Source organism: Clostridium subterminale (assembly GCF_039521425.1).
GTDB classification, from domain to species: Bacteria; Bacillota; Clostridia; order Clostridiales; family Clostridiaceae; genus Clostridium_J; species Clostridium_J subterminale.
This window is the reverse complement of sequence record NZ_BAAACI010000006.1, coordinates 154,215-175,369: the sequence shown is the minus strand read 5'-3', so window position 1 is coordinate 175,369 and position 21,155 is coordinate 154,215. Positions and strand designations below refer to the sequence as shown.

The following is a 21,155-nucleotide window of genomic DNA, read 5'->3' as shown; positions in this document are numbered from 1 at the left end:
AACGATTGTTTTTTAATATCATTGGCTTATTTATTAGTATCTAAACATCTCTATACTTACCCATTATTCTAATTAAATCAAAAGCAATAAATCTATTAATTTCTTCTATATTTAATACATCTTTTCTTCTACCTTTAAAATAGTAAAACCCCTGAAACCCGCATGAACAAAACAACTAGTTAACTAGTTATATAGTTATATAGTTTCCTAGGTAAATATTTTAAATTTTATATGTGCATATACTTAATATGATAACTTATTTAATTTCAATATATCTATCTAATATACTTTATTACATTCTTATAAAAAATTAAAAGGGAGCACTACTTCTTTAAAGTAAAGTTTTCTACACCAGATGATATTAATATCGGCATTAATAAAAAAATTTATAGAAATAACCTTGGTGGAAAATAAAAGTGATTTTAATTATTTCGTATATTATTTAACAAAATTAGACTATATTAATTTAAAATGAATAATTTCATTAGTTTTTCAATTAAAAATTTAATCAATCTTTATACATTGCAAAATATTTAAATTAGGGGTAAACTAGTATGGAAGAAAATTTTTTATTTATGGAGGGTTTAACATATGAATAAACTTATTTCTATTGATGAAGCAGTTGCTAAAATTCAAGATGGAATGACTGTAATGATAGGTGGATTTTTAGCTGTAGGTACTCCAGAGGCTATTGTAGATGCTTTAGTGAAAAAAGGCGTTAAAGATTTAACTATCATAGCAAACGATACTGGATTTCCAGACAAAGGTATTGGTAAGTTAATAGTTAACAAACAAGTTAAGAAAACTATTGCATCACATATTGGTACAAATAAAGAAACTGGAAATCAAATGAATTCAGGAGAAATGGAAGTAGAATTATCACCTCAAGGAACACTTGCTGAAAGAATCAGATGTGGTGGAGCTGGTCTTGGTGGATTCTTAACTCCAACTGGTCTTGGAACAATTGTACAAGACGGTAAAGAAGTTATTACTGTTGATGGACAAGATTATATTCTTGAAAAACCTCTTAAAGCAGATGTTGCTCTTTTATTTGGTTCAAAGGTTGATAAAAAAGGTAACGTATACTATAACCAAGCAACAAGAAACTTCAATCCTTTAATAGCTACTGCTGCAGATACTGTAATCGTTCAAGCTGAAGAGCTTGTAGAAACTGGTGATATAGATCCAAACGTAGTTATGACACCATATATATTTGTTGACTACATAGTAAAGGGGGACAACTAACATGGATAAAAACATGATAAGAGAAGTCATTGCTAAAAGAGTTGCAAAAGAACTTAACGATGGAGACGTAGTTAATCTAGGTATAGGTCTTCCAACAATGGTTGCTAACTATATACCAGAGGGCATAGACGTTACACTACAATCTGAAAATGGATTCATAGGAATCGGCGCTGCTCCTGCACCTGGAGAAGAGCAAAAAGATTTAGTAAATGCTGGTGGACAACATGTTACTGTTATCCCTGGAGCTGCATTCTTCGATTCATCTATATCTTTTGGAATCATAAGAGGTGGTCATGTTGCTGCTACTGTACTTGGAGCTTTAGAAGTTGACCAAGAAGGAAACCTTGCAAACTGGATGATTCCTGGTAAAATGGTTCCTGGAATGGGTGGCGCTATGGACCTAGTTGTTGGAGCTAAAAAAGTTATAGTTGCTATGGAACATACTGCTAAAGGAAACCCAAAAATATTAAAGAAATGTACACTTCCTTTAACTGCTGCACATCAAGTAAACTTAATCATTACTGAAATGGCAGTTCTTGAAGTTACTTCAGAAGGTCTTGTTCTTAGAGAACTTGGACCAGAAGCTACTATTGAAGATGTAAAAAATGCAACACTTGCAGATATTATAATTCCAGAAAACGTTAAGAAAATGGAATTATAATACTATTAAAAATATTATAATTTAAATAACAATTTAAAGTCTATTGGTAATTTAAGTTAATTACCAATAGACTTATGTTAGAAAGGAACTTTTTTATGCCACCTTACAAAAATTATGCAGAAGATCAAGTTGAACATGTTTTAAAAAGTGTGCTTAAAGATTATCCTAATATTTGTACTTGTCAAAAGTGCGTTGATGATATGTCAGCTCTTGCCCTAAATTCTATTAAACCCAAGTATGTGGTTAGTGAAGAAGGTAAAATTTATACTACTGCTTTAAATGAAATTGACAAACAAGAAGAAATTTCTATAACTGCTCAAGTTATTAGAGCTGTAGAAAAAGTTGCAGCAAATCCTAAACACCATGAGTATAGATAAGGTAAGAGACCCTATGATTCACCAATTGATTAAATCATAGTGGTCTTATTTTTATTTATACATTTTTATTGCTTTTAAAATCTTTATATATTTCTTGTGCATATATAGTTAATTTTCCTTTATTATTGTTTTTAGGATCTTGAATAGCTATTTCTAGCAATTCATCTAATATTTTTCCTATTACTATACCCTCTTTTACCCCTAAATCAATTAAATCTTTCCCTGTAATTTTTAAATCGACCTTTCTATAGGCTTCCTCATTTTTTAAAATTTCATCTAAAATTAATTCTACTCTCATCTTATTTAAATTGAATTCAGCTCTTATTTCTAAGTTTTCTTCTAAAAATGTTTTTGTCACATCTTTTATAATTATCAATTCACGTAATAAATCTGCTCCCATACCTTGTAATAGTCTTTTTATATATACTTTATCTTCATAAATTTGAGTATCACAATATGCCATAAGTGTACTTACATTCTTTATTGTCTTATTATCATAATGAAGTCCTTTAAGAATTTCTTCACATTTAATGCTTAGCTTTATATCATATTTAGGTTTTAAACTAGAAATCTTCTCTTTATAATCACTTTCTATAATGTTTTCATCTTCATCTTTAAAACTTTTTAGCAAATAGTATAAAAATACAGTTAATCGCACATGAAGCTTTTTAGGACATCCTTCTATAACCTTAATACTCTCTTTTACCTTGGAAGAATCATAGATATATTTTTCTTCATGTTTTTTTAAATAAGGTACTACTGTGGGCACAATATCCATATTAAGCATATATTTAATTCCATCACCAGGGTGATCAGATAATATAAGCTTATTTAACTCTACAATTATTCTTTCCATAGAAATTTTCTTAAGTAGCCCTTTATTATGCTCTATAGCAATTAAAGTTTTTTCTTCTATTTTGTAGTTTAGCTGTGCCATAAATCTTAATGCCCTCATTATCCTTAATGAATCTTCTTTAAATCTTTTATCTGGATCTCCTACACATCTTATAACTTTACTTTCTATATCCTTAACTCCATTAAAATAATCTCTTATTCCTATTCTGTGATTGTAAGCTATGGCATTGATAGTAAAATCTCTTCTAGCTAAATCATCTATTAGCTTTGAAGTAAATTCTACGCTATCTGGTCTTCTTCCATCGGAATAATCCCCATCTATTCTAAATGTAGTTATTTCTACTGTTTCACTTTCCAGTAATACCACCACTGTTCCATGTTCAATTCCTACATCTATAGTTTTTTCTTTTTTAAATATTTCCTTTATTTCTTTCGGCGTTGCTGAGGTACAAATGTCCCAATCATTAGGTTTTTTGCCTATAATACTATCTCTTACACATCCGCCTACTATATAAGCCTCAAACCCATTTTTTTCTATAAACTTAATACATTTTTCTATATGACTTGGGATGTTAATATACATACTTATTTCTTCTCCTTAATTACAACTATTAAATTGTTAAAATATACAATTTAACAATAAAACTATTTATTTTTAAAGTTAATATGATAAAAAATAACAAGAAATTTTCAAATTGTTACTTTTTCGTAATGATTATACATAATATATCCTTTATAATAATTAGTATAAAACATAATCATAAATTAAAGGAGGTTCTTATGAAAAATACTTTATTGCATTACAAAAAAAATAATAAATCACATGGTAAACTCTATATAATAGCTCCTATCTTTTGCTTTATTCTTATAGGTATTTCAGTATTTTCTAATGCAAAGGAGAAAGAATATAAAGTTAAGAATAATGAATTATCTACTAAAATAGAAACTCTTAAAGCTGCAAAGGATAATTTACATAGCACAAATAAGAACTTATTAGAGTCAAGTTCAAATCTAGATGCCTTACTTGGCGAACTTTCTAAAATTATTAATTAACATAAGGAGCTAAAATCATGAATTGCAATATTAATCTTGAATCATCTAAACGGAATATTAAAAGAAGAAAGAAGCCTTCTATACTAGGTATTATATCCTTAGTGACATTATGTTTATGTTTTTTTATATCAATATTCTCAATAACAAAAATGTTTATAGCTTCTAGTAAGCAAAGTAGTCTATTAAAAGAGATTAACACTTTATCATCATCTAATAATTCTATACTTTCAGAAAATGCTAAGTTAGAAAAGGAAATAAGTAAAAAACAATCAACTTACGATAAAGCAATATCACATAAAAAGATTGCTCATTTAACCTTTGATGATGGACCTTCATCTAACACTTTGAAACTATTAGATGTACTTGACAAATACAATGCTAAAGCCACTTTTTTTGTAGTATATAAAGAAGGCTTTGACAATATTTATAAAGAAATCGTTAATCGTGGACATGTTCTTGCTAATCATACATATAGCCACAATTACCAAAAGATTTATTCATCTCCTAATGCTTTTATTAGTGATGTTGAGGCTCTTGATAATAAGTTAAAGAAAATAACCGGTAAAGAACCCTCTAAAATTTTACGATTTCCGGGTGGTTCAAATATGGGATATATGAATGAAAATGCTAACCTATCCCAATCTATTTTCAAGGCTTTAGAGGATCGTGGTTATACCTATTTTGACTGGAATGTAGATTCTTCAGATGCTACTAAGATGACACTAGATAAAGCATCTATAGTAACAAGTGTCCTTGATGGCAGTTCTAATGTTAATACAGCTAATATTTTGATGCATGATACAAATGCAAAATATACTACCATAGAAGCTATGCCAGAAATTCTTGAAGGTTTAAAAGCTCAAGGATATATATTTAGACCTTTACGTCATGACTCTGCTGCTATTCGTTTTGTAGACTGATAATATTCATCTATTTAAATTTAGTATTTCCCTTAATTAATTATAAATCTCACTATAAAAGGTATGAAATTAGAATTTTTACTCTTAATTTCATACCTTTTAATCTTTCTATACACTAGTTATCTAAAGTAACTTCCTTCTTTTCACTAATCTTTCTCATTATATACACAGCTAAAATTCCACTTACAAGTCCAACTACTGCTCCTCCTAATACATCAGAAAAGTAATGAACATATAAATATATTCTAGAAAAACCTATTAACACTGCTAAGGATATAAAATAAAATCTATATCTCTTTATATATGTGGAGAGCACATATGCTACAGCTATAGAAGATGCCGTATGACCTGATGGGAAAGAAAAGCTAGTAGGCAGTTTTATAAGTGGATTATCTATAGGGTACGCAATAATCGGTCTTACTCTCTCTACTAAATGCTTTATTACCCCTTCTGTTAAAATTGTACCTATAGATATTGCTAGTAGGCTTGTTATTCCTACCTTTCTATATTTTTTAGTACATATAAGAATAATGCTAATTGTTATCCATATAAATCCTGCATCTCCTAGCCTTGTTATAAACGGCATTATAGCATCAAAAAACCTATTCTGTAATCCAAAATGTATAGCATCAGTTATTCCTTTATCTATTGCGTATATCCATTGATTCATTAGTTTATCCCTTTCTTAACCAATATTTTATTTTTCATTAATCTTCCTTAATGGTAAGTTTAACTAAATATGTCCTTAATCCCAATAATCTCATCAACATATGGTTTTTCACTAGATGTATAAATATCTTTTAATTCAGATACTGTTACACCCTTTATTCCTAAATATATCCTTTCTTCATCACTTCTAGCTTCTTTATTAATCTGTTCCTTATGTCCTTTATTTTTCGTTTCATGGTCCTTTTTATTTATAAACACGCCTATTACATCATGAATTATATAAGGACTATTTTTATAGTTTCCTATGAACATAGCTACATGGCCATTTAAAAATATAAGTGCTCCTGGTTTTAAGTTATCTAATATTTTCATTCTTTCATAATAAGTCATTTCTTTGTTGATCAGTAATGTTTTCCCAATAGATTTCTTCAATTGATCACCACTATTTCTTGGAAATCGTATTCCAAAGGTTCTAAAGGTATCTATGATAAGTGAAGAACAATCTCTTCCATTAAATTCTCCACCCCAACCATATCTTTCTCCTTGAAATTTAAATATTTGCTTTAATATATTATTTCTACTACATTTTAAATACCCTCTATGAACATCTTCATTGTATGGAATTAAAATATTAGTAAATTTCAATTCACCTTTACTTCCTCTTAATGGATATTTAGCTACATAATTACCTTCACAATACATATCATAAACTAATTCTTCCTTGCTCCAATTAGTTTCTATAGGTAGTTTTACTCCCATATCAATATCTAAATTTCTCAAAGCTTCTATAAAAGGGTTATATCCAAGATTTATCTTTTTACCTGTAACTACAATGAAATCTTTGCATTTACAATATGTTTCTACTTCTCTTTTGCTTCCAAGGGCTATATTCTCATTTTTAATCCATCCTGAATGATTGTAAGTTTTACAAAAATACCATTTTCCATCTTTACTAGAAGCATATATAATACAAGGCTCTGCTGCATATATAGCACTTTCCATAAATCTATCTAAATCATATTCTTTCTCGCCCTTAAAAACTCTATCGCTGGTAGGGAAGGTTCGGATACTCCCTCTTTTTACCACTAGTCCATATGCTATAGAAACCTTTTCCTTTATTTCTTGTAAATTCATATTATTAATAAGTTTATCATAATATTCTTTGCTTACTTTACTACCATTTTTATATCTATCATCCTCTGGAATTTTACTTACACCACTTACCATGGTGATAACATATTCATTGTCTACTTCATCCTTTTCCTTAAATATATCACAATTATATCCTTTTTTAATACCCTCTTCATTGTACTTTTCTATTTCATCCTTAGTGAGAATAACTTCTTTACTCCTCTTGCATAATTTTATCCATAAATCACTATAGTACATTTCATCCATAACATTTAAATTATTATTACGATTCATAATATATCCTCACCCCTAATTTTATATTTTCACTTAAATATTTCATAATTTTAAGCAATGCTTAATATAATTATACTATTTATTTTACTAACATAGTATAAACTTACATAAATATAAATTAAATGTAACCCTTTCTTATTATTCTTTATTTAGTTAACAATTTATGTTGACATTAAACTTATATATGCTAAAATAAAATTAATAATTTTTGTATCATAACTTTAAGTTTATGGTATAATAGAATAATAATTAATAATATTATCACAATGAAGAGGACAGTAGATATGTCACTTTATTTACAGAGAAAAAGCATAGTAGCTGAAATTGCTTTTAAATAAATCATGTTGAATACCACCTCTGAGTGACTCTAATAAAGTCCGTTAACTACGTTATAGTTTTTAAAGTGGTCCTTTATATCAATTTGTTAAATTAGTTTATTTTTAATAATCTAACTTTAATAAATTTAAGGACAATTTGGGTGGAACCACGGGTATACCTCGTCCCTTTTCTTTATGAAAAGTGACGAGTTTTTTTATTTATACAAGATGAAACTCCATCTCACATACGTTCGGTGGAGTAAGTTCGAGGAACCAAATCAGAGATTTGGACTCTCACTTAAAGTTTTTGGCTACAATATTAAATATAGAAGGGAGATTTTCAAATGATTAAAATTACTTTAAAAGATGGCTCAATTAAAGAATTAGAACATGAAATGAGTATTATTGAAATTGCTAAAAGTATTTCAGAAGGACTTGCTAGAGTAGCAACAGCTGGAACAGTAAACGGAAAAACTGTAGACCTTCGTTATATAGTTAAAGAGGATTGCGAATTAAATATATTAACTTTTAATGATGATGAAGGTAGAAGAGCCTTTAGACATACAGCTGCTCACATTTTATCACAAGCTGTTAAAAGGCTATTTCCTGAAGCAAAACTTGCTATAGGGCCTGCTATAGACAATGGTTTCTATTATGACTTCGACCTTGAAGGTGGATTTACTAATGAAGACTTAGACAGAATAGAAGCTGAAATGAAAAAAATTGTTAAGGAAGATTTAGCAATAGAGTGCTTTAAACTTCCAAGAGAAGAAGCTATTAAATTTATGAAGGAACAAGATGAACCTTATAAAGTAGAACTTATAGAAGACCTACCAGAAGGTGAAATCATAACTTTCTATAAACAAGGTGAATTTACTGATCTTTGTGCTGGTCCTCACTTAATGACTACAAAACCAGTAAAAGCTTTCAAATTAACTAAACTTGCAGGAGCTTATTGGAGAGGAAACGAAAAAAATAAAATGCTTGCTCGTATTTATGGAACTGCCTTTACAAAAAAGGCAGAGCTTGATGAATGCTTAGAAGCTGTAGAAGAAGCTAAAAAACGTGACCACAATAAGCTTGGAAGAGAACTTAAATTATTTACTACTTCTGAACCAATAGGTCAAGGTCTTCCTCTTCTAATGCCTAAGGGTGCTAGAATTATTCAACTTCTTCAAAGATGGGTTGAAGATGAGGAACAAAAAAGAGGCTATCTTTTAACTAAAACACCTTTGATGGCTAAAAGTGATTTATATAAAATATCTGGACACTGGGATCATTATAAAGAAGGAATGTTTGTACTAGGCAATGAAGAAAAGGATAATGAAGTATTTGCATTAAGACCTATGACTTGCCCATTCCAATTTACAGTTTATAAAGCTGAATCTAAAAGTTATAGAGATTTACCTTTAAGATATGCTGAAACTTCTACATTATTTAGAAATGAGTCTTCTGGAGAAATGCATGGATTAATTCGTGTAAGACAATTTACAATTTCTGAAGGTCACCTTGCATGTAGACCAGATCAACTTGAAGATGAATTTAAAGGTGTAGTTGATTTAATTAACTATATGCTTGATACACTGGGTCTTAGAGAAGATATTAGCTATAGATTATCTCTATGGGATGAAAATAATAAAGAGAAATATATTGGAGAACCTGAAGCTTGGAATGCAGTTCAAAATAAGATGAGAGAAATCTTAAATCATCTTGGAATTGAGTATACTGAAGCTGTTGGTGAAGCTGCCTTCTATGGCCCTAAACTTGATCTTCAAATCAAAAATGTTCATGGTAAAGAGGACACTATAATTACAGCTCAAATAGACTTCTCTCTTGCTGAAAGATTTGGAATGACTTATGTAGATAAGGATGGCCAAGAAAAATATCCATATGTTATTCATAGAACTTCTATTGGTTGCTATGAAAGAACTCTTGCCCTTCTTATTGAAAAATATGCAGGAGCATTCCCAGTATGGCTTGCGCCAGTTCAAGTTAAACTACTTCCAATCTCTGAGAAGTATCATGACTATGCTGATGAAGTTTACGCTCAGCTTAAGAAAAATAATATTAGAGTTGAAGTTGACTACAGAGCTGAAAAAATTGGTTATAAGATTAGAGAAGCACGTAATGAAAGAGCTCCTTACATCTTAGTTGTAGGCGAAAAGGAAGCTGAAAATAAAGAAGTTGCAGTAAGAAGCCGTAAAAATGGCGATGAAGGTTCAATTTCTATAGATAACTTCATTGAAAGAATTATTAAAGAAATTGAAAGCAAAGAAAAATAATCTTATAATATATTTCAATATACAATTAAGGACTGAGAAAACCTCAGTCCTTTTTACTATTGTCTTGTAAACTCATTTCACTTTTATATATAAAAAGAGCTATTTTAAAATAGATAACTCCATTTTAAAACAGCTACTTTCAATAAACTATAAATTATAGTAATACACTTGAGCTAATACTTCCTAAAAGTGGTGGATGCTCTCCATTTTTAGGAATACCTATAATTGTTGCACATAGTAAAACAAAAACTCCTAATACACATATCTTTTTACAAAATTTACTCATTTATCAAACACCTCCCTATACATATTTTACCATCACTAGAAACACATTGCAATAAATTTTGTATCATATATAAACACTTCTCAGCTTTTTCATATTCTTTATTTTTAAAATAAAGTTCCTGCAGTTTAGTATAATATTTTATCTTCAAATCTGAATTATTAGTATTTTTTAAAACTTCAATAGCAGCTTCTATAATCTTTTCTAACTCTTCTTTCATATTTAACTTACAGTAAATTTTTTCAAGGAGTTCATACCCCTTAAATATATACTCGTAATCATTATATTCATTAGCCTTTTCAATACCCAGTTCAATTATCATTATAGCCTCATCATAAAGTTTTTTATCAACATATATATTAGCTTTTTCAATTAAAGTGTGAGATACATTTTTGTTATCAATCTTATTTCTAATTTGTTGAGATTTATTATAATAATCTAAAGCTTTAGATAATCTTTCTTCTCGTCTATATAAGGATCCCAAATTATTATATATAAGTCCTAAAAGCTTAATACTTTCTTCATCGCTTCTTTCCTTTACTATTTCAATTAAGTCCTGAAGTATTGTAATGGCATTACCTGTTTCATTTAACCCTTCATAACAGTTAGCCTTTAATATATTTACATAAATATAATTTAAATATTCCTTTTCTACCTGAATCCTATAAATAAACTTATTTATAATATCTATAGCTTCATGAAATTTATTTATACAACTATATGCCACTGATAAATTATATGTAGCATACATCAAAACCTTTTCTTCCTTGAACATTTCAGCATTATATATAGCTTTATTAAAATATACAATAGCTTCTTCATAATCAAGAAGTAAGAATTTGCAATAACCTAATCTATTATAAACATAACATATTTCATAATTTAGCTCTTCTACTCTTAAAATATCCATAGAATAGAAATAATTTTTATAGGCTTCTAGATATTGATTTTCTTCAAAATAAAGATCTCCTTTTTTTCTATATCCTTTAGCTTTAATGAAATTTAGATTGTATTTTTCTCCAATATTCATAATTTCGTTTAACTTATTTATAGATAAATCGTTTTCAAGGATTTTTTCACAATATAATTTAGCATCATCTTCTACGCTTCTTGAAAAATAATCTTCTTCTAGTTCTAATTCAATATTCAATTCTTTAGCTTTTTTCATAAACTTTTCAGATATAATCTTTGATGCTTGTAATGTAATATTCCTTCTTCCATTTTCCAATAAACCTAAATATCCTCTGGTAAAATGAGAATCTTGAAATTCTTGCTGAGTCATTTTTAGTTGTTTTCTTAATAACTTTATTTTTTTATTTCCACTTATAAACTCCACACTTCTATCCATAGTCCTCTTATTAAACCCCTTCTATACCTAAGTTTTAATTTATTATTTTTTACCTCATCTTAAATCATATCATTTTTAAATTAATACTACAATAAATTGGATACTACATTTATATATAATATGCATCCTAAATACATATTATTCCATAAAAATATATTCTTTTTTTAAACCTTTATAGAAATTTAAAAGCCAAATAAAATTATATTTACAAAATACTACTTTTTTCTGCGATACACTTTGTAATATTTATTGTTTCACTGTAAACTGTTAAAGTAATTTGTTGTAAATTTATTATAGCATTTTTGATACAAAAATATATAATAAAAGTATAATATTATTAAGGAGATGATTTTTATGAACAAAAAACTAATCTCAATTCTTGCAACTGTAGCTTTAGCTGCAACCTTCACTTTTCAACCTGTAAACGCACAAGGTTTAGAAAAACCCACAAAAAATAAAGCAGATATCTTAAAGGAGTTCAAAAATTTAAACAAAGGTAAGGAGAAAGTTCACATTGATAACAAAGATGGAATGAAACTATTTATAAGTGGTATTCTATCTGAAACCGTTAATCCATCTTCCAGTAGCGTTATTGATTTCTTAAATGAAAACATGTCCCTATTCGATATGCAAAATATTAAAAATAACTTTTCTCTTATCACTTCTGAACAAGACGATTTAGGATTTACCCATATAAAACTTCAGCAAACATTTGATGGAAAAAAAGTTCATGGAAAAACTATAACTGCTCACTTTGACAAAAATGGAGTTATTACTGGACTAACAGGAACTTTAGAAAATAGAATAACCTCAGTAACTAAAAAGAATAATAAACCTCTTACTGCAGATAAAGCTATAGAAATAGCTAAAGCTTCTAAGAAATTTACTGAATTAACAGAGGAAGTTAAAGCTGAAAATTATATATACTTCGACGGTGAAAATGCTTATGAAGTTTATAAAATAAACCTTGCTTATGATCTTCCTGAAATGGAAAGTTGGGAAATCTTCGTAGATGTTTATAGTGGAGATATTATAAAATCAGAAAGCTTAATAAGAGAAGCTGGTCCAGTTACTGGTACAGGCACTGCCGTAAATGGTACTACTAGAGAATTAAATCTATATCAAAATAAAGCTAACTCATATCAATTAAAAGATACCACTAAACCTATGACTGGAACTATAAACACTTATACAGCTAACTATAGAAATACAACAACTGGTACTTTAATGACAAGTTCTAGTACTACAATTTCTGATAAAGCTGCAGTAAGTGCCCATAGCTATGCAGAAGTTGTATATGATTTCTATAAAGGTTTATTCAATAGAAATAGTTTAGATAATAGAGGTATGTCTTTAACTTCTGTTGTTCACTATGGCTCTCGTTATAATAATGCTTTTTGGAATGGATATAAAATGGTTTATGGCGATGGTGATGGCTCATATTTCGCTCCATTATCAGGAGATCTTGATGTAGTTGCTCATGAAATGACTCATGGTGTAACTTCAAATTCTGCAGACCTTGCTTATGAAAATCAACCTGGAGCATTAAACGAATCTATGTCAGATGTTTTAGGTGTTTTAGTACAAACCTATGATAAGTACAATGTTGCAAATGGTGGTCAATGGACATTCAATTCTTCTGATTGGGTAGTTGGAGATGAAATATATACTCCTAAAGTAGCCGGTGATGCATTAAGAAGCTTATCAAATCCTACACTTTACGATCAACCAGCTCACATGAATGATTATCAAAACCTACCAAACACAGAAGATGGAGATTGGGGTGGAGTTCACATTAATTCTGGTATTCCTAATAAAGCTGCTTATTTAGTTGCTCAAAATATAGGCTGTGAAAAGACTGCTAATATATATTACAGAGCACTAACTGTTTATTTTAACTCAACTACAAACTTCTCTCAATCAAGACTTGGTTTAATACAAGCTGCTACAGACTTATATGGAGCTAATTCAACTGAAGTTCAAGCAGTATCTAATGCTTTAACATCAGTTGGTATACTAGGTAACTAGCAGCACACCTATTTATAAAAATTCAAACTCTATATCTAGTATTATAATTAGATATAGAGTTTTTTCATTTTATTTATAGTAGGACAAAGCTTTTCTTTCCATTTTAGTCCAAACTGATTGAAAAACTGCTTTATCCACTTTTTCATTTTTAACTCCAGTTAAAGGATCATTATAATACAATGAACTCTCATCCATACCTGTAAGTAATACAGCATGTTGTGAATAATAGGAATTTATAACTGCCCCATTACTTGTCCAAGTATGAGATATTTTTGGTTCTTTAAATGTAGATGTTATCCATACTACAATTGGCCTTCCACTTGATAGTACCTTTTCCAGCTCACCATATTCACACCCTGACAAATCTAGTGCTTTATCTGGTAAGTATTCATTTATTACTGGCGCAAGAGCCACTGGATCTATAGAATATCCTGGAGTCTTTCCTGTTATATCTCCAACGAATCCATTCTTCGGATTTCCCCATTCTATTATATTCCCTTTTGAATCGTATTTTATTGGAGTTGAATCTCTCTTCACTTTTGCAATTACAGAATCCTTATCAACGTTAACTCCTGCATAATTCAACATCATAGTTAAAGATGTTGCCTCACATCCATTTTTGTATTCTGGCAACTGATTAATTATATCTACATCAAGATTTATTTCTTTTGATGCATTCAATGCTTTCTCTAATTCCTCTTTCTTTTTCTGAAGCTCCTCTTCTTTTAATCGCTTTTCTTCAGCTTTTTTAGCTTCTTCTTCTTCCTTAGCCTTTCTTTTAGCTTCTTCTTTTGCTGCCTTTTCTTCTTCTCTTTTTCTTTTTTTTTCTTCCTTCTCTAACTTAGCTTCTTCCTCTGAACTCATATAGCTAATATTGCCTTTACTAGCCAAAAATCCCATATGATCTTGAAGAGCGCTAACCTTTCTACTTTCATATATATATATCTTAAATGTAATTGCTAATGCAACAAAGGAAAGTGCTAATATAAAGAATGTAAAAAGCTTTTTCATAGTACTCCCTCCTTAATATACAGCCTTCTTTGAACTATTAATCTTCACAGAGCATAGAATATTTTAAGCAATATATTTGTACAAAATAAAATATATAACAACTATTAAAGGTTAACTTTAATATCTTCTATAGATTCTATATCATTAATAGTTTTATTTTCATCCATCTTCTTAATATTATCGTCAAGTTCTAATTGTACTTTAGGAGGTTTAGTTGCAATATATACAGCTCCTATAATAATTATTGAACCTATTATTTGACTAATTCTTAAAGTTTCTCCAAGTATAAAGAAACTAAATATAAAGGTAACCACAGGACATAGATTTAAAAATAAAGTAGATATCCCTACATCCAATTCTTTGAAAGCAAAATTATATCCAAAGTTTCCAAAAGAAGAACATATTAGTGCTAAAAATAAAAGATTTAAAATTATATTACCATTAATCATTTGAAAATTTATGGTCTCAAAAGGTAGTAACGGTATAAATGCCAATGTTCCAAAAATAGACTGATAGGTTGTAATAGTTATATTGGAATATTTTTTAAACAGCGGCTTTGTAATTATCAAATACCCACACCATGATATTACGCTCCCAAACATGTAAAGATATCCTGATAAAGATCCACTTACTACATCTTTTCCTATAACTAAGTAAATTCCAAATATTGATACTACAATACTAATAATACTTAACCTAGATATCTTAGTTTTATAGAATATTTTATCTGCTATTATTGCTGCCACAGGTAAAGTAGCAACTATTATTGATGCTGAGTTAGCAGACACTCTTAATATACCATTATTTTCAAAGAAGAAATATAAGGTAATAGCAAAAATTCCGCTAATAGCCAATCTTCCATAATCCTCTTTATTAACCTTCTCTTTATTTGTAAATTGCTTTATTATAATAAGTGTTATAGTGGCAATAAAAAACCTAACAAAGGCCATTGCTACAGGTGAAAATGCATCTAATACTACTTTTATACTAACAAATGATATTCCCCAAGCTACCACTACACCTATTAACGTTATGTACGCTAATGCTTTTCTTGTCTTCATAATTTTTCCCCCTATCTGCTGGCTTAATTATATCATAAACTTTTACAAATTCTATTATTAATATTAAACATTTATTATACTCTAGTATCTTATATTCATATAATAAATCCATTACACTTATTTAAATCTGATAAATGTAATGGATTATTTTTCATTTTATAGCTTTGTGGCATATTTTTTTTCAAAATAATGAACAACTTCATACATTAAATAAGCAATTATTGAAAGTATAACTACACTCATCATTACCATATCTAATTGTGCTACTTGCCCTCCATATACTATTAAGAATCCAAGACCTTCTTTTGCTACTAAGAACTCTCCCATTATTACCCCTACCCAAGAAAGACCTACACTTATCTTTAATGCAGATATAAAAGTTGGCGTTGTAGCTGGAATTATTAAATTAGTTAAAATTTTAAACTTTGATGCTCCAAAGGTCTTTAAAAGCTTTATTTTATCTTCTTCTACTTCTCTAAAACCTGAAAGTATGCTTATTATTGTGGAAATTATAGAAATTAACAATGCCATAATTATAATTGCCTTCATTCCATTCCCTGCCCAAAATATTATTATAGGTCCCAAAGCTACCTTTGGAAGAGCATTTAATACTACAATATACGGATCTAAGACATTTGAAAGAAAGTCTGACCACCATAGCATTATAGCAATTATAGTCCCTAGCAAGGTCCCTAAAGTAAATCCAATTATGGTTTCATAACAAGTTATCGTTATGTGCTTAGTTAAAGCTCCGTCATTATATAACTTCATGAAACTCTTAAACATTCGCGATGGTGTACTAGTTAAAAATGGGTCAATTACCTTTAGATTGCCTAATATTTCCCATAGGAGAAAAAATACAACTAATATAAGTATCCTCGTAAAAATAATCTTTCTTCTGCTACTTTTTACCTTCTTTAGATATTCTTCATGTTCCTTACTTATCATCATAATCCATCTCCTTCCATATGTCATTAAAATATAATCTAAACTTACTGTGTTCACGACACTTTAAAGGAGTTAAATTTTCTCCATCAAATTCTATATTTATAATTTTCTTTATTACAGCTGGTCTTTTAGATAATACCATTACCCTAGATGACATAGACACAGCCTCTGATATGTCATGAGTAACCATGATGGCTGTTTTCCCTTCATTTTTGATTATTTCGTATATTTCATCACTCACGTTGAGTCTAGTTTGATAATCTAAAGCTGAAAAAGGTTCATCTAAAAGTAAAACTTCTGGATCTAAAGCTAAGGTTCTAATTAAAGCTACTCTTTGCCTCATACCACCTGATAATTGTCTAGGATAATGATCCTTGAACTCCCATAAATTATAGTTTCTTAATAGTTTTTCTAATTTTATTTTTGCATCTTCATTCATCATCTTTTTAATTTTTAACCCTATGCTTACATTTTGCAATACCGTTAACCACTCAAATAGTTGATCCTTTTGAAACATGTATCCAATTTTATTTGAGTACCCTTCTTGAACACGTCCATCAACTAATATATCCCCTGATGAAGCTTCAATAAGCCCAGATACTATATTTAAAAGTGTGGATTTTCCACATCCTGAAGGTCCAACTATACTTACAAACTCTCCACCTTCTACTGTGAAGTTAATATCTTTTAAGGCAACAGTTTCTGCAGATAATGTATGATAGTTCATGTAGACATTCTTTATTTCTATTCTATTCATATCTCCATCTCCATATCTTTATTTTTTATCTTTTTAGTTTTCTAATTTATTTTCTATAATTACTTGTAATCTTTAGCTTCTGAATTCTTTAATATTTTATAGTACTAATATATGAGGTTATAATAAATGTTGATAACAAAACTTATATGGTATATAAATAAAAGGAATATGCCTTCCGAACCATAAAGACATGTTCCTTTAAAATTATTTATTTATATATGCAATTTATAGTTTTTAATTATGATTGAAAATCATTTTTTATTTCTTTATAGCCTTTTCACTAATTGAATTATTAACTATATCTTTAAATGGTGGTCTTTTAGTTAAAAGTTCAGAGTCATAGGATTCTATAATATCCATTAATCTATTCATGTCCTCTTCACTTACTGTAGGAGTTTTAGCATAGGCTTCTATTTTTTTATAGTTTCCTACAACTGTTGCTATTACTTCTTCATCTGTACCTGGAAAGAACTCTTTTATAGAAGCTGCAACCGTAGCATCCTCATTAGACATTACCCATTCTTGTCCCTTTTGAATAGCCTTAACAAATTTTACTAAAAGTTCTTCATTGTCATTAATATAAGATTGAACAGCATAAAAACATGTGTATGGAAGGTTTCCCGCACTTTCTCCAATAGATGCTGCTACAGAACCATTTATTTCATTTGCAATTACGCTAGCAGTTGGCTCGAATATAGCCGCATAATCTCCAGTACCACCTTTAAATGCTCCTGGAACTGCATCAAATGCTATATTAGTAACTAAATTTAAGTCCTTATCCTTGTCTATATTCTCATTTTTTAGTACATATTCAAGGGCCATTTCAGGTACTCCGCCAGGTCTTCCCCCTATAACCATCTTTCCTTTAATGTCTTGCCAAGAAAACTCACTATGTTTTTCTCTAGATACTAAGAATGATCCGTCCTTTTGAGTTAACTGGGCAAATACTACTGGATAATCTTCTCTACCTTGATTATAAATATACATTACTTGTTCTGGTCCTGAGAATCCAATATCAACGCTTCCACTAATAAGTTGTTGCATAGTTTTATCTGCACCTTGACCTGTAGAAAGTTCAATTTCAATTCCTTCCTCTTCAAAGAATCCCTCACTAATAGCTACATACATTGGTGCATAAAAAATTGATCTGGTTACTTCATTAAGTCGTATGGTTGTTATTTTATCTTTATTTCCTTCATTTCCTTTGTCTATTGATTCATTTTTATTACATCCTGTAAGTAGTCCAACACATATAAATGCACAAATTAAAGCACTTAATAACTTAATAGTCTTCTTTCTCATAATCTCCTCCTAGAATAATATTAGTAACCCAATTTAACACTTCACTTCTCATACTCTATAATATGTAGAATAATGATTTTTGCTAACTAAAGTTTATAACTAATAATTATTAATATTGAAAAAGTATAATTGTATCACCTAAAAATACTGTGTCATTTGACATGTATCATAGCCCATGTTAGTATCCTTGTGTAGCATTACTGAATTTATATATTCTATTCATTTTAAAATATAAGGAGGATTTCTATGTCTATAGCAATAATGGCATGTAGAAAGTTAGTCGGTCAATGTGCTGGAACTGGATGTTTTGATGCCTATAACAATTTAACTGATGCCTTTCGAAAGTATGAAAATTCAAAACCTATATTATCAAGCTTCTTCTATTGTAGTGGTTGTGATACAACTATATCAGATCAAGAAGATTGGAATCATAAAATAGAGCAACTTAAAAGAAAAAAAGTCGATACCATTCATATAGCTCTTTGTATAGATGTTGAGTGTGATAATTATAATAAGCATGAAAAGCTTTTAAAGAATCATGGATTTAATGTAATTCATGGAACTCATAAATAATTAGATTTATTATATAATTTAAAGAAATCAATTAAAATCTAATATTAATAATTATATTAAAAAGTGACTAATAGATAAAAGTTCAATTGGTCACTTCTATATTTTTATCATATATTTTATCACCTAATTGTTAGTAATAGCTCCAATTCATTTTATCATCTATATAGTTACATTTATTTATAAAATTATATATATTGTATTTTTATGTTATAATATAATTAAAATATACAAGGAGATGATAAATTTGGAACTTAATTGGAGTCTTAAAGAGCTTTATTCTTCCTTTGAATGCAATGAATTTAAAGAGGATTTGAATAAGCTAGATGAACTTATAGAAAATTTCATAACCACTGCTAATAGCATTATTAATAGTAAAGATTCACCTGATAAATTGTTAGAAAATTTTATATCTATGAATATAGAATTAAAAACTCTAACAAGAAAGTTAGGTAGTATGGTTCACTTAACTCTTAGTGTAGATACTAAAAATTCATCTGCTTTAAAATATGATGATATTCTTTCTTCTAAGATTAGTAATCTAGCTGAAAGTGAATCTAAAATTACAAAATGGATTGGAAATCTTAAAGATTTAGATAAAATAATTCAGGGTTCTAAATTGCTTAAAGAACATAACTTTTTTCTTAAAGAAAAAGCGAAAAATGCAAAATATATTCTAAGTGATAAAGAAGAAGCTATAATAGCAAAAGTTAAAAATACTGGTTCAAATGCTTGGTGCAAACTTAAAAATGTATTAACTTCTAGCCTTATGGTTGATATAGAATTAGATGGAGAAAATAAACAACTCCCTTTGTCAATGATTAGAAATATGGCTTATGAAGCTGATTCCACTATCAGAAAAAGAGCATATGAGGCTGAAATTAAGTCATATGAAAAAATCCATGATGGTATGGCAGCAGCCATAAACGGAATAAAAGGTGAGGTTATAACACTTTGTAGTATGAGAGGTTTTTCTTCTCCACTAGATAAAACTCTTTTTAACTCAAGAATGGATAAGAAAATTTTAGATGCTATGCTAGATGCTATGAAAGAATCAATGCCTGTGTTTAGAAAATATCTTAAAAGAAAAGGCGAACTTTTAGGCCATAAAAATGGTCTACCATTTTATGATCTATTTGCCCCTATAGGAAATGTCGATATGACTTATACCTATGAAGATGGATGTAAATGTGTAGTTGATAACTTTAGAACCTTTAGTGATGATTTAGCGGATTTTGCTAAAAATGCTATGGAAAAATCATGGATAGATGTTTTACCTAAAGAAGGAAAAGTAGGAGGTGCATTCTGCTCTAGACTTCCTCATGTTGGTGAGAGTAGAGTATTATTAAACTATGGAAATACCTTTAGTGATGTAGTTACTCTTTCACATGAGCTCGGTCATGGATATCATGGATATTGCCTTAACAATGAAAGTATATTAAATGCACAATATCCTATGCCAATAGCAGAAACAGCTTCTAACTTCTGCGAAACTATAGTAAAAAAAGCAGCAATTAAAACCGCTACTAAGGAAGAGGCCTTCTCTATCTTAGAAAGTGAAATTAGTGACTGTACTCAAGTCATAGTTGATATTTATAGCAGGTTTTTATTTGAAAGCGAATTATTTAAAAGAAGAAAGGAAAGTTCTCTTAGTGTAAAAGATTTAAATGAAATAATGATTAATGCCCAAAAAGAAGCTTATGGAGATGGCCTTGACCCTAATTACCTTCATCCCTATATGTGGGCTTGTAAAACTCATTATTATTATGCTGATAATAATTTCTATAACTTCCCTTATGCTTTTGGTCAACTATTTGCAAAAGGTCTTTATGCTGAATACTTAAAGAGAGATAATTCCTTCCCCGATCAATATAAAACCCTTCTTTCAGTAACAGGAAAAAATTCCTTAAGTGATGTGGCTAAAATAATGAATATTGATATCACTTCTAAGGATTTTTGGAGAACTTCTTTAAAAATGATAGAAGAAGACATCAATCTTTTCTTAAAATTTAATAATTAAAATTATATTAGAAGTTTAATAAT

Annotated in this window: 20 protein-coding genes and 1 other annotated feature; of the genes, 9 read left to right on the top strand and 11 right to left on the bottom strand. The window is 29.0% G+C overall.

Annotated features, from left to right (window positions below; genetic code table 11):
• Positions 1-40 precede the first annotated feature (40 nt).
• Complete coding sequence (locus ABDZ93_RS09850) at positions 41-175, bottom strand: hypothetical protein (protein ID WP_343825928.1); 135 nt, start codon at positions 173-175, stop codon at positions 41-43.
• A 416-nt stretch (positions 176-591) separates the two neighbouring features.
• Between ABDZ93_RS09850 and atoD the strand changes: the two genes are divergently transcribed.
• The 3 genes from atoD to ABDZ93_RS09835 all read left to right on the top strand — a co-directional run bounded on the left by atoD (position 592) and on the right by ABDZ93_RS09835 (position 2,283).
• Positions 592-1,245, top strand: coding sequence for an acetate CoA-transferase subunit alpha (gene atoD, locus ABDZ93_RS09845; protein WP_343825926.1), 654 nt, complete (start codon positions 592-594; stop codon positions 1,243-1,245).
• A gap of 1 nt (position 1,246) precedes the next feature.
• Complete coding sequence (locus tag ABDZ93_RS09840; protein WP_343825924.1) at positions 1,247-1,906, top strand: 3-oxoacid CoA-transferase subunit B; 660 nt, start codon at positions 1,247-1,249, stop codon at positions 1,904-1,906.
• A gap of 74 nt (positions 1,907-1,980) precedes the next feature.
• The gene (locus ABDZ93_RS09835; protein WP_343825923.1) at positions 1,981-2,283 is read left to right on the top strand and encodes a late competence development ComFB family protein; all 303 of its coding nucleotides are present in this window, start codon (positions 1,981-1,983) and stop codon (positions 2,281-2,283) included.
• 55 nt (positions 2,284-2,338) lie between these two features.
• On the opposite strand, the gene ABDZ93_RS09830 is transcribed toward ABDZ93_RS09835, so the two are convergent.
• On the bottom strand, positions 2,339-3,721 hold the full coding sequence (locus ABDZ93_RS09830) for a CCA tRNA nucleotidyltransferase (RefSeq protein ID WP_343825922.1): 1,383 nt from the start codon (positions 3,719-3,721) through the stop codon (positions 2,339-2,341).
• Positions 3,722-3,918: 197 nt separating this feature from the next.
• On the opposite strand from ABDZ93_RS09830, the gene ABDZ93_RS09825 reads away from it, so the two are divergent.
• Positions 3,919-4,191 (top strand): hypothetical protein, encoded by a 273-nt coding sequence (locus tag ABDZ93_RS09825; RefSeq protein ID WP_343825920.1) that lies wholly within the window; start codon positions 3,919-3,921, stop codon positions 4,189-4,191.
• A 17-nt stretch (positions 4,192-4,208) separates the two neighbouring features.
• Entirely contained in the window at positions 4,209-5,111 is a 903-nt protein-coding gene (locus ABDZ93_RS09820; RefSeq protein WP_343825919.1) for a polysaccharide deacetylase family protein, read from the top strand.
• Positions 5,112-5,226: 115 nt separating this feature from the next.
• On the opposite strand, the gene ABDZ93_RS09815 is transcribed toward ABDZ93_RS09820, so the two are convergent.
• Together ABDZ93_RS09815 and ABDZ93_RS09810 are read right to left on the bottom strand one after the other, a co-directional pair.
• Positions 5,227-5,781 (bottom strand): phosphatase PAP2 family protein, encoded by a 555-nt coding sequence (locus ABDZ93_RS09815; RefSeq protein WP_343825917.1) that lies wholly within the window; start codon positions 5,779-5,781, stop codon positions 5,227-5,229.
• 59 nt (positions 5,782-5,840) lie between these two features.
• A complete protein-coding gene (locus ABDZ93_RS09810; RefSeq protein ID WP_343825915.1) occupies positions 5,841-7,205 on the bottom strand; it encodes an SH3 domain-containing protein in 1,365 nt (454 codons plus the stop codon).
• A gap of 257 nt (positions 7,206-7,462) precedes the next feature.
• Positions 7,463-7,713 (top strand) — a binding site (T-box leader).
• A 153-nt stretch (positions 7,714-7,866) separates the two neighbouring features.
• Between ABDZ93_RS09810 and thrS the strand changes: the two genes are divergently transcribed.
• Entirely contained in the window at positions 7,867-9,804 is a 1,938-nt protein-coding gene (thrS, locus tag ABDZ93_RS09805) for a threonine--tRNA ligase (RefSeq protein ID WP_343825913.1), read from the top strand.
• A gap of 154 nt (positions 9,805-9,958) precedes the next feature.
• Here thrS and ABDZ93_RS09800 read toward each other — a convergent pair whose 3' ends face one another.
• Both ABDZ93_RS09800 and ABDZ93_RS09795 read right to left on the bottom strand, forming a co-directional pair.
• Complete coding sequence (locus tag ABDZ93_RS09800) at positions 9,959-10,090, bottom strand: hypothetical protein (RefSeq protein WP_343825911.1); 132 nt, start codon at positions 10,088-10,090, stop codon at positions 9,959-9,961.
• Positions 10,083-11,435: a helix-turn-helix domain-containing protein gene (locus ABDZ93_RS09795; RefSeq protein WP_343825909.1), complete on the bottom strand. Its 1,353-nt coding sequence runs from the start codon at positions 11,433-11,435 to the stop codon at positions 10,083-10,085. The genes ABDZ93_RS09800 and ABDZ93_RS09795 overlap by 8 nt, the downstream gene beginning before the upstream one ends.
• Positions 11,436-11,789: 354 nt before the next feature.
• Here ABDZ93_RS09795 and ABDZ93_RS09790 point away from each other — a divergent pair, with 354 nt between their 5' ends.
• Positions 11,790-13,463: a M4 family metallopeptidase gene (locus ABDZ93_RS09790; RefSeq protein ID WP_343825907.1), complete on the top strand. Its 1,674-nt coding sequence runs from the start codon at positions 11,790-11,792 to the stop codon at positions 13,461-13,463.
• A 69-nt stretch (positions 13,464-13,532) separates the two neighbouring features.
• Here the strand turns inward: ABDZ93_RS09790 and ABDZ93_RS09785 are convergent, their stop codons facing one another.
• The 5 genes from ABDZ93_RS09785 to ABDZ93_RS09765 form a co-directional block, all read right to left on the bottom strand.
• Complete coding sequence (locus ABDZ93_RS09785; protein WP_343825905.1) at positions 13,533-14,474, bottom strand: C39 family peptidase; 942 nt, start codon at positions 14,472-14,474, stop codon at positions 13,533-13,535.
• A gap of 104 nt (positions 14,475-14,578) precedes the next feature.
• Positions 14,579-15,535 (bottom strand): DMT family transporter, encoded by a 957-nt coding sequence (locus tag ABDZ93_RS09780; RefSeq protein WP_343825903.1) that lies wholly within the window; start codon positions 15,533-15,535, stop codon positions 14,579-14,581.
• A 156-nt stretch (positions 15,536-15,691) separates the two neighbouring features.
• Positions 15,692-16,486: an ABC transporter permease gene (locus ABDZ93_RS09775; protein ID WP_425544770.1), complete on the bottom strand. Its 795-nt coding sequence runs from the start codon at positions 16,484-16,486 to the stop codon at positions 15,692-15,694.
• Positions 16,473-17,240: an ABC transporter ATP-binding protein gene (locus ABDZ93_RS09770; protein WP_343825901.1), complete on the bottom strand. Its 768-nt coding sequence runs from the start codon at positions 17,238-17,240 to the stop codon at positions 16,473-16,475. The genes ABDZ93_RS09775 and ABDZ93_RS09770 overlap by 14 nt, the downstream gene beginning before the upstream one ends.
• A 258-nt stretch (positions 17,241-17,498) precedes the next feature.
• The gene (locus tag ABDZ93_RS09765) at positions 17,499-18,542 is read right to left on the bottom strand and encodes an ABC transporter substrate-binding protein (protein ID WP_343825899.1); all 1,044 of its coding nucleotides are present in this window, start codon (positions 18,540-18,542) and stop codon (positions 17,499-17,501) included.
• 246 nt (positions 18,543-18,788) lie between these two features.
• Between ABDZ93_RS09765 and ABDZ93_RS09760 the strand changes: the two genes are divergently transcribed.
• Together ABDZ93_RS09760 and ABDZ93_RS09755 are read left to right on the top strand one after the other, a co-directional pair.
• Complete coding sequence (locus tag ABDZ93_RS09760; RefSeq protein WP_035135126.1) at positions 18,789-19,115, top strand: CGGC domain-containing protein; 327 nt, start codon at positions 18,789-18,791, stop codon at positions 19,113-19,115.
• Positions 19,116-19,359: 244 nt separating this feature from the next.
• The gene (locus ABDZ93_RS09755) at positions 19,360-21,132 is read left to right on the top strand and encodes a M3 family oligoendopeptidase (protein ID WP_343825896.1); all 1,773 of its coding nucleotides are present in this window, start codon (positions 19,360-19,362) and stop codon (positions 21,130-21,132) included.
• Positions 21,133-21,155: the final 23 nt, after the last annotated feature.

What these genes read in the sequence shown, in the direction of transcription:
- ABDZ93_RS09770 (WP_343825901.1), bottom strand. Translation starts at nt 17,240, where the DNA reads ATGAATAGAATAGAAATAAAGAATGTCTACATGAACTATCATACATTA.
- ABDZ93_RS09840 (WP_343825924.1), top strand. Translation starts at nt 1,247, where the DNA reads ATGGATAAAAACATGATAAGAGAAGTCATTGCTAAAAGAGTTGCAAAA.
- ABDZ93_RS09820 (WP_343825919.1), top strand. Translation starts at nt 4,209, where the DNA reads ATGAATTGCAATATTAATCTTGAATCATCTAAACGGAATATTAAAAGA.
- ABDZ93_RS09810 (WP_343825915.1), bottom strand. Translation starts at nt 7,205, where the DNA reads ATGAATCGTAATAATAATTTAAATGTTATGGATGAAATGTACTATAGT.
- ABDZ93_RS09815 (WP_343825917.1), bottom strand. Translation starts at nt 5,781, where the DNA reads ATGAATCAATGGATATACGCAATAGATAAAGGAATAACTGATGCTATA.
- ABDZ93_RS09795 (WP_343825909.1), bottom strand. Translation starts at nt 11,435, where the DNA reads ATGGATAGAAGTGTGGAGTTTATAAGTGGAAATAAAAAAATAAAGTTA.
- atoD (WP_343825926.1), top strand. Translation starts at nt 592, where the DNA reads ATGAATAAACTTATTTCTATTGATGAAGCAGTTGCTAAAATTCAAGAT.
- ABDZ93_RS09830 (WP_343825922.1), bottom strand. Translation starts at nt 3,721, where the DNA reads ATGTATATTAACATCCCAAGTCATATAGAAAAATGTATTAAGTTTATA.
- ABDZ93_RS09760 (WP_035135126.1), top strand. Translation starts at nt 18,789, where the DNA reads ATGTCTATAGCAATAATGGCATGTAGAAAGTTAGTCGGTCAATGTGCT.
- ABDZ93_RS09780 (WP_343825903.1), bottom strand. Translation starts at nt 15,535, where the DNA reads ATGAAGACAAGAAAAGCATTAGCGTACATAACGTTAATAGGTGTAGTG.
- ABDZ93_RS09765 (WP_343825899.1), bottom strand. Translation starts at nt 18,542, where the DNA reads ATGAGAAAGAAGACTATTAAGTTATTAAGTGCTTTAATTTGTGCATTT.
- ABDZ93_RS09800 (WP_343825911.1), bottom strand. Translation starts at nt 10,090, where the DNA reads ATGAGTAAATTTTGTAAAAAGATATGTGTATTAGGAGTTTTTGTTTTA.
- ABDZ93_RS09825 (WP_343825920.1), top strand. Translation starts at nt 3,919, where the DNA reads ATGAAAAATACTTTATTGCATTACAAAAAAAATAATAAATCACATGGT.
- ABDZ93_RS09790 (WP_343825907.1), top strand. Translation starts at nt 11,790, where the DNA reads ATGAACAAAAAACTAATCTCAATTCTTGCAACTGTAGCTTTAGCTGCA.
- thrS (WP_343825913.1), top strand. Translation starts at nt 7,867, where the DNA reads ATGATTAAAATTACTTTAAAAGATGGCTCAATTAAAGAATTAGAACAT.
- ABDZ93_RS09775 (WP_425544770.1), bottom strand. Translation starts at nt 16,486, where the DNA reads ATGATGATAAGTAAGGAACATGAAGAATATCTAAAGAAGGTAAAAAGT.
- ABDZ93_RS09835 (WP_343825923.1), top strand. Translation starts at nt 1,981, where the DNA reads ATGTTAGAAAGGAACTTTTTTATGCCACCTTACAAAAATTATGCAGAA.
- ABDZ93_RS09785 (WP_343825905.1), bottom strand. Translation starts at nt 14,474, where the DNA reads ATGAAAAAGCTTTTTACATTCTTTATATTAGCACTTTCCTTTGTTGCA.